The 13,399-nt window shown below is 46.0% G+C and carries 4 protein-coding genes; all 4 read left to right on the forward strand.

From position 1 onward, the window contains the following. Window positions 1-116: 116 nt before the first annotated feature. The 4 genes from ACX0HA_RS00115 (at window position 117) to ACX0HA_RS00130 (ending at window position 13,390) form a co-directional block, all read left to right on the forward strand. Entirely contained in the window at window positions 117-1,793 is a 1,677-nt protein-coding gene (locus tag ACX0HA_RS00115) for an immunoglobulin domain-containing protein (protein ID WP_458843225.1), read from the forward strand. A gap of 227 nt (window positions 1,794-2,020) precedes the next feature. Beyond that, on the forward strand, window positions 2,021-4,459 hold the full coding sequence (locus tag ACX0HA_RS00120) for an immunoglobulin domain-containing protein (protein ID WP_458843226.1): 2,439 nt from the start codon (window positions 2,021-2,023) through the stop codon (window positions 4,457-4,459). Window positions 4,460-4,524: 65 nt separating this feature from the next. Continuing rightward, window positions 4,525-12,393: an Ig-like domain-containing protein gene (locus tag ACX0HA_RS00125; RefSeq protein ID WP_458843227.1), complete on the forward strand. Its 7,869-nt coding sequence runs from the start codon at window positions 4,525-4,527 to the stop codon at window positions 12,391-12,393. Between the two features lie 67 nt (window positions 12,394-12,460). Beyond that, window positions 12,461-13,390 (forward strand): PorP/SprF family type IX secretion system membrane protein, encoded by a 930-nt coding sequence (locus tag ACX0HA_RS00130; protein WP_458843228.1) that lies wholly within the window; start codon window positions 12,461-12,463, stop codon window positions 13,388-13,390. Window positions 13,391-13,399: the final 9 nt, after the last annotated feature.

The raw sequence follows: 13,399 nt of genomic DNA on the forward strand, positions 1-13,399 counted from the left end.
TCATAGATAAAAATGTGATTTACATCGACGCTTTTTTGAAAGTTCTGTCGCGCGCGCGCGGAAGATTTAGTTTTACCGGAAATTGCTAATTAGCTGTAAATTAATCTGAAAGCCAATTGATTACCGGGGGAAACATAAAAACAGGATATATCCTGCACATTTGCTGTGCGGCATTTTTTCTGTTGTTTTTTATTAACGTTCATGGGCAGACAAAGAATTATGCAACCGTTGTTCCCACTTTTATTGCTGATACTGATAATGCCACAAGAGCTTATGATAGCGATCTTACCACCTTTGCAAGTGTTAGGGCAAGTAATGGAATTGTTCTTGTATCACCAGCCTATGCAGGTTATATAGAATTGGAGTTTCCGGTCAGCTTGCCGCCTAATACTACATCTTATGTAAAGATAGGGACAGAACAGAGTCTTTTGGGTTCTTTGCTGGGTGGAGCGCTTAGTGGGCTATTAGGTGCGGTTCTTTTTGGTAATCAGGAATTTACAGTAGATGTAAAAAACAGCAGTGGAGGAGTTGAAGTAACCGGAGATAGCCAGGATGCCGGTGAACTTGCTACCACAAAGCTATGTGTGGTAATGAATGGCGCAGGGGAGTACCTCCTGAAAATAACTCCCGATGTAGCCTATAAACGCATCAGGCTTACCAATAGATTAGGATCGTTAATAGGGCTGGGTAGTGTGATGAGATTGTATGTTTATGATGCCTATTACCTTACCAATGTGCCTATATGTAATTCTCCGGCATATACATCTTTTTCGGGATCGGGTACATTAAGTTCAGGACAGGTAACACTTGCATTTCCCGAAAGAGCCGTAGATGCCGCTCTGGCTACGTATTCGACATTGCATATAGCAGCACTGTCCGGTAATCAGACCATAGAGCAAACCGCTTACTTAGAAGCGATGTCCGATGGTTCTGATACCTTTAACATAAGCCTGAGTGCAGCACAGGCAGCGTTGAATCTTGGCCTGACTGCCAATGTTACAGTTTCCGCATATAACAAAGATACACTTGTACTTTCGAGAACACTGGCTCAATTGCTTGCAGCAAATTCGCTTACAATGGCTGCAGCTACCACAACGACTGTGAAGATGGCACCGGGACTTCCCGTAGACAGAATAATCGTTAGGCTAAAGGCTGTTAGTGGCGGAGCGCAAGATCTTAATTTTCATTTGATAACCAAAACGGTTTCGGCACCAGGCATTACAGCTTACAGCGCTATCTGTTCGGGCAATACGATATCTCTTACTGCAACAGTAACATCCGGTTCCCAGATACGATGGTATACCGTACCCTCTGCCGGGACAGCAGTAGCTACGACTAATAGTGGTGTTGCTTTTACAACCCCTGTACTATCGGCAAGCACAACCTATTATGCCGAACAATTTTCAGGTACATGTGTAGGTGTACGAATTGCTGTGCCTGTAATTGTTGTGTCTAAACCCATTCCAGGAACTATCGCCGGAGAACAGACCATTTGTAACTCTAAACAGCCTGCGCTACTCACCTCGCTATCGGCCGATCCTACAGTTGGAGTTTACTATCGTTGGGAATCTTCACTCAATGGGGTCGACTGGACTGTAGTGGCCGGTGCAACAAGTGCAACTTATCAGCCGCTTGTATTGCTAAAAAGTACCTTCTTCAGACGCACAGCAATTATTACGGCTAGCGGGATCAATTGTGAGTCTGTTCCTACAGCCCCTATCAAGGTAACGACAAAAAGCTGTATAGTTTATGCTAACCCGATGGTGCGCCAACGCATTAAAAATGGGGCGTAGAGGTCATTTTTTAGAAAAAAAAGGCACTTTAATATAAGAAAAATTTGTTTAAAAAAGGTTAAATATTGTATAATAATTTAGTAAGAAATTTAGTGCGTTTTTAATCGATAAAATTGTGTATTTCATCGATACTTATGCGGAATTCGTAATAAATTAAGGCTATTCTTTAATAGGTGGATAATTTTACTCCGTGAACCAATGAATTATTAAATTAATCTTAAAAGTTTATGGTATTAAAAACTACTCCCAAAAATCAAATTCTCCTTCTGCTGTTCGCAGTAGCGTTTTTCCTAAGCCCTTACACAGGAAATGCGCAAACGAGAGTTTATGCTAATGCTGCCACATCTTCTCAGGCAGACAATGTACCTCAGTCGTATGACCAGAACATGGCAACGTCTGCACAGGTTAGGGCTAACTCAGGTGTAGCTTTAGGAATCGGAGCCTATTCCGGTTACGTAGAGCTTCAGTATCCTGGTTTGGTTCCTGCAAACACAACCAGTTATGTAAAAATTACAACTGAAGACAACCTGTTACCATCATTGCTTGGTGGTAGCCTGGGCGGACTTCTTGCCGATGTGCTTGGAGCTGTTCTTGTAGGCAATCAGGAATTTACTGTCGAGGCAAAAAACAATGCTGCTGTAGTGCTGGACGGGGACAGCAATGTAACAGCAGATTTTGCAGGCGACAGGCTTCGTATTGTAATTAATCCGGCTGGCGAATATCTCATTGCGATTACTCCGGCTTCGGCCTATAACCGCATCAGGCTTACCAACCGTGTTGGAGCATCACTGGTAGGTTTAGGCACTCAAAAAATTCTTAATGTTTTTGATGCCTATTATGTTTCGGCTCCTGCTAACTGTGGTTCGCCGGCCTTTACTAATTTCACCGGTTCAGGTATTACCTTGGATGCATTGCAATTAGGTTCGGCGGGTGTTCAGAATCCGCAGTTTGCCATTGATGCAAACACGACCAACTTCTCGGTATTAAGCTTAGGGCTTTTAGGAGTTGGATCGACTATTCAACAGAATGTTTACTTTGAAGGCCTCTCAGGCGCTACCGATCAGTTTAATGTCAGAATAAGACTGGTAGGTACATTGCTTGACCTGAATGTGGCTAACAATATCAGGATCATGTCCTATAACGGAGGTACTCAGGTTTCTAACCAGACACTTTCTACGCTTTTAACGCTTAACCTGCTCAACATGCAGGGAGGCGTTATTACCAGTGTGCCTATAAATCCGGGATCACCTGTAGACCGAATTGTGGTTAGCTTCAATTCGCTTGTAGGTGCATCAGTAGCACAAAACCTTGAATTTTATGGTGTAACAAGAACTGTAGCACCACCTACAATAACACCGCCGGTAGGAGGTAGCTATTTCGCCTGCTCCGGGGGGACAGCTTCGCTTATAGCTACTACTACTGCGGGTAATGAATTACGCTGGTACACAGTTGCAACAGGAGGCGTGGCTACAACGGTAGCTTCAGGAGCTCCTTTTGTAACACCTGCGCTTACTGCAACAACAACTTTTTATGTGGCAGCTGCCAAGATAGGCTGTCCAGAAGAGTCATCCCGTGTTGCGGTACCGGTTACGGTTACACCTGTACCTACACCAACCACGATCAATCTTTCGCAGCAGTTTTGCAGCTTTGCTTCGCCAACAATAGCAAGCCTTCAGGTAAACGAGCCGGGCGTGACTTTTTATAATGCGCCAACAAACGGTACATTACTGCCGCCTTCGACACTGCTTGCAAACAATACAACATACTACGCTACACTTACAAATGCCGTTACCGGATGCCAGAGCACAACGCGCCTTGCCATAGCGGTAACGCTTACCGCTACCTGCGATGTGACCCTTACACTTAAGGCGATGCTTCAGGGTGCTCTTTTTGCTTCAAGCGGAGGGCTCATGCGCGACAATCTGAGAGAAGGAGGCTATATTCCGTTAAACCAGCCATACAGCAGTGCCCTTAATGCAAGGTTTACCCATGTAGGCGGAGGCGGATCGGAAGTTACGACATCGACAGTGCTTCAGGCAAATGCCGGTACGGGCAATGCCATTGTAGACTGGGTTTTTGTAGAGGTGCGCGATGCATCTGCGCCACAAACGGTTATAAGGACAGTTTCTGCCCTTATCCAGAGAGATGGCGATATAGTGGCTGCCAATGGTGGTCCGCTTGTAGTGAATCTTCCTTCAACATTCAGGATATCCATCAAACACAGGAACCATTTTGGAGCCTTGTACAACCAGGCACTTACAGCTGTAAACCAGGCGGCATCGCTTGATTTTACCACGCTTACCAATGCCAACTTATATGCTGATGCCGGCTTTACCGGGCAGCAGGCTCAGGCCACAGTGGGCAGTATAAGGGCATTGTTTGCAGGTAATGCAAATTATGACAGGCAGGTAAAATATGATGGTGCTGCAAACGACAGGCAGGTATCGGCATCACAGGTGCTTTCATTCCCGGGTAATGCTTCGCAGATATTAAACTTCGCTAATGCGACAGGTTATTTTTCGGGCGACGTAAACCTTGACGGGAAAGTGCTGTATGATGGTGCAAACAATGACAGGCAGCTTATACTGAACATCATTGTTACCTATCCGCTGAATGTAAACATACTGGCAAACTATAACGGAATGTCTGAGCAGGTGCCGCAATAAAATGCTGTCGCATAAAGGCTTCATTTTATTTACAATCCCAATTAAAAACCATATACAATTAGCGTATGAAAAGTTTTATACTTAAGATACTACTATTGGCCGGGCTATTTATGCCTGCTCAATACCTCTTTTCGCAGCAAATTGACCTTACCCTTAAATATGTTTCCGCAAACAATGTATACGAAGTGTATGCCAGGCCAAGCTTTACCCAAAACAATTTCTTCTTTGGGGGAGGCAGCCAGATAACGGTATTACTTCCGGCATCTGTTTCTAACGTGGGCATAGGGGTAACCTCGGTCAATGGCGGCCCGTGGGTAGACAACTCACAGATATATGCCCCCGCTGCAGACGCGGCACATGATTTTCACGGCATTGCGACCAATGGGGCAATGGTAAACTTCACGGCAGGCACTGAGTTGCTGCTGTTCAGGTTTTCTATTACCGAAGGTTGTGTGAGCGGTGCGAGGATATTTAATAATGCTTCGGATCCTCAGTCGGCAGCTGCCGGAATGAGTGGTGCCGATTTCAGGAATTACCTGAGTAACGTGTTCGACCTTCAGGATTATTATGGTACGAACTATAATAATTCAGGTACATCTTGTTCTATTATAGATGTTGATGGTGACGGTGTAGGTTCGCTGACCGATCCTGACGATAATAACCCATGTGTGCCAAACCCGGCATTTGCTACCTGCGACCAGGATAACGACGGACTTACGAATGCCCAGGAGGCATCTATAGGTACAAACCCTGTTGTTGCAGATACTGATGGTGACGGCATTAATGACGGTGTTGAAGTTACCGGCGGAAGCAATCCGCTGAATCCATGTTCGCCAAATGCTTCTGCAGGTCCATGTGACCAGGATGGTGACGGCCTTACCAATACACAGGAAACTACAGCAGGAACAAACCTTACTAATCCCGATACGGATGGTGACGGCATAAACGATGGTACTGAAGTTACCAACGGTAGTAATCCGTTAATCGCATGTAGCCCTAACTTAAATGCAGGGCCATGTGACCAGGATAGCGATGGGCTTACCAATACTCAGGAAACATCGGCAGGTACAAACCCAACGGTGGCCGATACTGATGGCGATGGTATTAATGATGGTGCTGAAGTTGCCGGCGGTAGTAATCCGTTAAATCCATGTTCGCCAAATGCTTCTGCAGGGCCATGTGACCAGGATGGTGACGGTCTTACCAATACACAGGAAACTACAGCAGGAACAAACCTTACCAATCCCGATACGGATGGTGATGGCATAAACGATGGTACAGAGGTTACCAATGGAAGCGGACCACTAAACCCATGTAGCCCTAGCGTAAATGCAGGGCCATGTGACCAGGATAGTGATGGGCTTACCAATACCCAGGAAGCTAACCTGACTACAAACCCTACCAATCCTGATACGGATGGTGATGGTATACCTGACGGTACTGAGGTAGCTAACGGTAGTAATCCGTTAGATCCTTGTAGCCCGGTGCCTACTTTAGGTTGCCCTTCGGATGCTGATAATGACGGTACACCGGACGCTTCTGACCCTGATGACGCTAACCCTTGTATACCGAATCCGGGAGCAGGGCCATGTGACCAGGATAGTGATGGCCTTAACAATACACAGGAAGCCGCAAACGGCACAAACCCTACGAATCCTGATACTGATGGTGACGGTATAAATGACGGTACTGAAGTTACCAATGGCAGCAACCCGCTAAGTGCGTGTTCGCCAAATGCTACTTCGCCTTTATGCGATCAGGACAGCGACGGACTTACCAATGCACAGGAAGCAACCACAGGTACAAACCCAACGGTTGCCGATACCGATAGTGACGGTATAAATGACGGTACTGAGGTAACGAACGGAAGCGATCCGCTTAGCCCTTGTTCGCCAAACGTTAACTTCCCAACCTGCGATCAGGACGGTGATGGTCTTAATGCAAGCCAGGAAGCAGCCAACGGCACTAGCCCAACAGATACAGATACTGATGATGACGGTATAAGCGATGGTGTTGAGGTTACTAACGGCAGCAATCCGCTAAATCCTTGTTCGCCTAGTTTAGCTTCACCGCTATGTGACCAGGACAACGATGGCTTAACAAATGCTGCTGAAGCCATGGCCGGTACAAATCCGACAAACCCTGATACAGATGGTGATGGTATAAACGATGGTGCTGAGGTAGCTGCTTTAAGCGACCCGCTTAGCCCTTGTTCGCCTAACATTAACTTCCCAACCTGTGACCAGGATGGCGACGGGCTTAACGCAAGCCAGGAAACAGCCAATGGTACAAACCCAACCAATCCTGATACAGATGGTGACGGAATTAGCGATGGTGCTGAGGTAACTAACGGAAGTGATCCGCTTAGCCCTTGTAGCCCTAATGCTAACTTTGCTACCTGCGACCAGGATGGCGACGGCCTGACCAATGCTCAGGAAGCAACTTTAACAACAAACCCAACCAATCCTGACACGGATGGTGACGGAATAAGCGACGGAACAGAGGTTACTAACGGAAGCAATCCGCTGAACGCCTGTTCGCCAAACCCTGCTTCGCCGGCGTGTGATCAGGATGGTGACGGACTTACTAATTCAGTTGAAGCATCTATCGGAACAAACCCAACAAATCCGGACAGTGATGGCGATGGGCTAAATGACGGTGTTGAGGTAACTAACGGAAGCAATCCGCTTAATCCGTGTGATCCTAATCCGGGTAACCCTAATTGTACCGTATCACCGGAAATAGAGCTTACCGTGAGATTTAACCCTACAGCTTGTAGGTATGAAGTATATGCAAGGCCAAACTTTACGGCAACGAATTACTTTATTGCAAGTGGTAGCCAGGTTTCGGTACTGCTTCCGGCAGCTTTAAATGATGTTGCTCTTGCAATAACTACTGTAAACGGGGGCTTATGGACCGACAGTTCTACGGTATATGCGCCGGGTGCGCAGCCTGCTAACGATTTCCACGCCATAGCAACAAATGGTTCCGGGGTTAACTTCCAGGCAGGGCAGGAGCTGTTATTGTTCACCTTTGTATTGCCAAACGGACAGTGTTGTGCTGCAGGGGTAAGATTATTCAATAATACAAGCGACCCTCAGTCGACAGCTACAGGCATGGCCAATGGAGATTTCAACAACTATCTTGCTAATGTATTTGTACTGAATAACGACTATACAGGTAACTATGCCAATACAGGTACAATATGTGACCCATGTCTTATTACTCCTGTAGCTACACCTACAACACTGGATACTACTCCTGAGTTTTGTGTGGTAAATGCGCCAACACTGGCTAACTTACAGATAAACGAAACCAATATATTATGGTATGCAGCTGCATCTGGCGGAACAGCATTACCATTAACTACAGCATTGGTAAACAATACTACTTATTATGCAGTGATCTTAAGGACTGCTGACAGTTGCGAAAGCCCGGTAAGGCTGGCAATAACAGTAACACTTAATAATGCACCAACGCCTACAACCCTTAACAACGCACAGAGCTTTTGCCTTGCGAATAACCCAACGGTTGGAAACATCCAGGTGAACGAAACGGGTGTGGTTTGGTATACCGCTGCAACAGCCGGAACAATAGTGCCTAATACTACAGCGCTTGTATCGGGTACAACATATTATGCTTCGCTTACAGCGGCTAATGGTTGTGCGAGTTCGGTAAGGCTTGCGGTAACGGTAACGGTAAACAATGCGCCTACGCCTACTACACTTGATACAACACAGGATTTCTGCCGTGCGGCAAATCCTACCGTAGCTAATATACAGGTGAATGAAGCGGGTGTTGTATGGTATGATGCTCCAACAGGAGGTAATGTAATAGCTAACAATGAGTCGCTGGTGAATGGAACTATTTACTACGGATCGCTTACAAGCGGTACCTGCCAGAGCGCGATACGCCTTGCAGTAACCGTAACAGTAGATGATGAGCCAACGCCTACAACATTAGACAATACTCAAAACTTCTGTCTGATAAACAGCCCTACAGTAGCCAATATTCAGGTTAATGAACCGGGAGTGACCTGGTATACTGCCCCAACAGCCGGTACGGTAGTTGCTCCTGCAACACCATTGGCATCGGGCGTGACTTACTACGGTGTGCTTACCGATGCAATTACAGGCTGCCAAAGCTCTGTAAGGCTTGCAGTAACAGTTACTGTGGGTAATGCACAAACGCCATCGACAGTAGATACAACTCAGGATTTCTGTTTAATAAACAGCCCTACAGTAGGTAATATTCAGGTAAACGAAACAGGAGTAATCTGGTATACGGCAGCAACGGGAGGAACAGTAGTTCCTAACAGTACAGCGCTTGTAACCGGTACAACTTACTATGCTTCGCTTACAGATGCTACCTCAGGATGCCAGAGCGCTATACGCCTTGCGGTGTCTGTAACAGTAGGTACTGCGCCTACGCCTACAACACTTGATACTACTCAGGACTTCTGTTTACTGAACAATCCTACGGTAGCTAACCTTCAGGTGAACGAGGCGGGAGTGATATGGTTTACTACTGCTACAGGAACAACAATAGTAGCAGCTAACACACCACTGGTAAACGGAACTATATATTATGGCGCTTTACTTGACGCAACAAGCGGATGTACAAGCGGTATAAGGCTTGCTGTAACAGTGACTGTGGGCAATGCGCCAACACCAACCACACTGGATACTACTCAGGACTTCTGTTTGGTAACCAATCCTACGGTAGCTAACATTCAGGTAAATGAAGCCGGTGTAATATGGTATACAGCTGCTATTGGCGGAACAATAGTACCGGGCACTACAGTACTTACATCGGGTACAACCTATTATGCTTCACTGACCGATGCTATTACTGGCTGCATAAGCGCAGTAAGGCTTGCTGTAACCGTAACGGTAAACAATGCTGCACCGCCTACAACGCTTGATACTACTCAGGATTTCTGTGTGGTAAATGCGCCAACAGTTGCTGCTATCCAGACTAACGAGACCGGGGTAACATGGTATACAGCCGCTGCTGGCGGAACTGTTGTACCTGCTACAACACCGTTAGTTACCGGTACAACCTATTATGGATCGCTTACTAATGCCACAACGGGCTGCCAAAGCGCAGTGAGATTGGCGGTAACGGTAACGGTAACCGATGCACCGACCCCAACAACTACAGATATGACTCAGGATTTTTGTGCTGCCGCTGCCCCCACGGTAGCCAATATCCAAACGAATGAGACAGGGGTTACATGGTATGCAGCTGCTTCAGGGGGAGCTCCGCTGCCTGCTGCCACAGCACTGGTAAATGGTAGTACATACTACGGCTCACTAACAAATGCTGCCGGATGTATAAGTTCAGTAAGGCTTGCAGTGGCGGTATCAGTAGGTAACGCGCCTACCCCAACAACTTTAGATACTACTCAGGACTTCTGCTTACAGAACAACCCTACAGTAGCAAACATACAGGTTAATGAAACCGGTGTTATATGGTATACTGCGCCGGCAGGAGGAACGGTTGTTGCTTCTACAACGGTATTGGTATCGGGTACAACATACTATGCTGTACTGACGGATACTGCAAGCGGATGCCAAAGCTCGGTAAGGTTAGCGATAACCGTAACAGTTTTCGACGCGCCTACGCCTACAACATTAGATACTACCCAGAACTTCTGTACAGCAGCGATGCCTACAGTAGCTAATATTCAGGTAAACGAAACAGGAGTGGTATGGTACTCGGCAGCAACAGCCGGAACCATTATACCTCCGGGGACATTGCTTGCAGATGGTATTACTTACTATGGCAGTATAACAATAGGCAACTGCCAAAGTGCAACAAGGCTTGCGGTAACTGTTGACCTTAATGATGGTATTACACCTACAACAGGAGATACTACGCAATTCTTCTGCGGGGCAGCTGCTCCGACAGTAGCCAGTATTCAGACTGACCAGTCAGGAGTGGTATTCTATACCCTGGCAACAGGAGGGACAGCATTACCGGCAACAACGCCACTTGTAAATGGTACTACCTATTATGCATCGTACACCGATCCGGCAACAGGCTGTGAGAGTGTTGTGCGTCTTGCAATACAGGTTACTGTAGATAATGGCACAACACCGGGTACCACAAGCACGTCGCAGATATTCTGTACAGCAGATAACCCAACAGTTGCTGATATTAATGTGATAGGAACAGGAATAACATGGTTTACTGCACCTACCGGTGGTACAGTGGTACCTGCAACAACACCGCTTGTAAATAATACAATATATTATGCAAGTGTTGTTAATGCAAATGGATGCCCTAGTGCGGTAAGATTGGCGATAACGGTAAACATTCAGAATGGGGTTACACCAACAACGAATGACAATACGCAGAGTTTCTGTGCGATTGATAACCCTACAGTGGCCAGCCTACAGGTAAATGAGCCCGGTGTTATATGGTATACAGCCCTGACAGGAGGTACTGTTGCAGCACCTACCGATGCACTGGTGTCTGGTGCGACATATTATGGCTCGCTAACGTCTCCGGGAGGCTGTGAAAGCGCGGTGCGCCTTGCGATAACCGTAACGGTTAGCAACGGTATAACACCTACAACGAGTGATGTTACCCAGGATTTCTGTGCGGTAAATAACCCAAGCATAGCAAGCATTCAGGTAGATCAGACAGGTGTGGTATTCTACACCGCTGCTACAGGTGGAACTGCTATAACAGCAAACACACCGCTTGTAAACGGAACGACGTATTATGCATCATATACTGATCCTGTAACAGGTTGCGACAGCACGGTGCGCCTTGCGATAACGGTTAGTGTGAATACAGGTGTGACGCCTACTGCGGCTGAACTTACTCAGGAATTCTGTGAAGGTGAAAACGCTACGGTATCTAACCTTGTAGTAAATGAGCCGGGTGTTATATGGTACACAACTCCAACCGGAGGAGTGCCATTGAGCAGCAATACTCCGCTTACAAACGGTACCTACTATGCATCGCTGTCAATAGGCGGATGTGAAAGTCAGGTGAGGTTGGCAATTACTGTAGTTGTTTACAATAGCAGCACTGCTACGATAACCGGTGGTATGGACGGAGCATGTTTTGGCGAACAAATCATGTATACAACCCAGTCGGGCAACTCAAATTATGTTTGGGATGTAGTAGGAGGTGAGATCATTGCGGGAGGAACTGCTGCCGATAATACTGTCACTATCAGGTGGACAGAGGTAGGAGAGGCATTTGTAAGTGTTTCTTACACCGATGTAAACGGATGTTCAGGTGAGGCTTCTGCCGATCGCGAAATTACGGTAACCAGCTGCTCTGATTTAAGAATAGCGAAAACTGTTAACATAGTTGCTCCAAATATTAACGAAAATGTTATTTTTACCATCACGGTATCGAATGATGGAGCAAGCAGGTTTGCAGATGTTATTGTAAGTGAGATACTTCCTGACGGTTATGAGTTTGTAAATGTTACCGTAAGTACAGGTTCTTATGATGTTGTTACAGGCGTATGGAGCATACCGGTACTTGAGGCAGCTAGTAACGCTGTTATGAACATTGAAGCTAGGGTATTGTTTGGTGGAAATTATGAGAATGTAGTTTACATATTAGACTCTTCTCCTGTAGACTCAAACCTGAGCAACAACGAAGCAAGGGTTTCACTGGTACCTTCATGTCTGACTGTATACAGCGAGTTTACGCCAAACAACGACGGCATTAACGATTATTTCAATATTGATTGTATAGAGTTTTATCCTAACAACAAGCTTGAGATATACAACAGGTACGGATCCCTGGTTTACACCAAAGGAAGTTATGCAAATGACTTTGACGGAACTGCCAATGTTGATGGTGTTGTAAAAAGAGGCGAACAGCTGCCGGCAGGAACATATTTCTATGTGCTTGAGGTAGATGGCAAATCGAAAACAGGATGGCTATATATTGCGAGATAAAACGAAGATAGGATGAGGCGGCAGTTATGCTGCTGCCTCTGATCATCAACAAAAAATATATTTTAGTATGAAAATCACTTCAACAATTCTAAATAGATATTTCCTGATATGTATCATCCTTACCGCCATTAGCGCTAAGGCACAGCAGGAACCCCAATATACACAGTATATGTACAATACACTGACTGTGAATCCGGGCTATACAGGATCTCCGGGCTTTTTAGAAGCCACATTGCAGCACCGCTCGCAATGGGTAGGAATAGACGGAGCTCCCACTACACAGGCATTTACCATTCATTCTCCGGTAAATGACAAGGTTGGTTTAGGCTTTAGTGCCGTAAACGATAAGATAGGACCTTCGGAAGAAGTTTACCTTGACGGAAATTTCTCTTATACCATACCGGTAAGCTTTAACTCTAAAATTGCTTTCGGGTTAAAGGCAGGAGCGAAGGTTTTGAACATAGACTGGTCTAAAGGTACTTACTATCAGGGGGGTGACCCACTGCTTAATACCAATGTTAATAATAAGATATCGCCATCAGTAGGTGCCGGTGTGTATTATTATACCGACAAATGGTATGCCGGTGTATCAGTGCCTAACTTTATAAGATCAGACTACTATGATGATGTGCAGGAGGCTGAGGTTTCTGACAGGCTTCATTATTATGTGATAGGGGGATATGTATTTGACCTTTCGGATAATGTGAAGTTCAAGCCTGCTTTTATGGCAAAAATTGTATCTGGGGCACCAATTACAGCAGATATTTCGGCTAACTTCCTGTTGCAGGAAAGGCTAACGCTGGGCGCTTCGTACCGCTATGACGACTCAGTGAGTGCGCTGGCAGGGTTTCAGATATCAAGGAACTTCTTTATTGGCTACTCTTACGACTATTCGGTAACGGAGCTTAATAAATATAACGACGGCTCTCACGAGATCATTGTGAGGTTCCAGTTAGTGCCTAAAGCAACAAGAATCAAATCGCCAAGGTTTTTCTAAAATATACAC

The organism is Flavobacterium hauense (assembly GCF_054457175.1).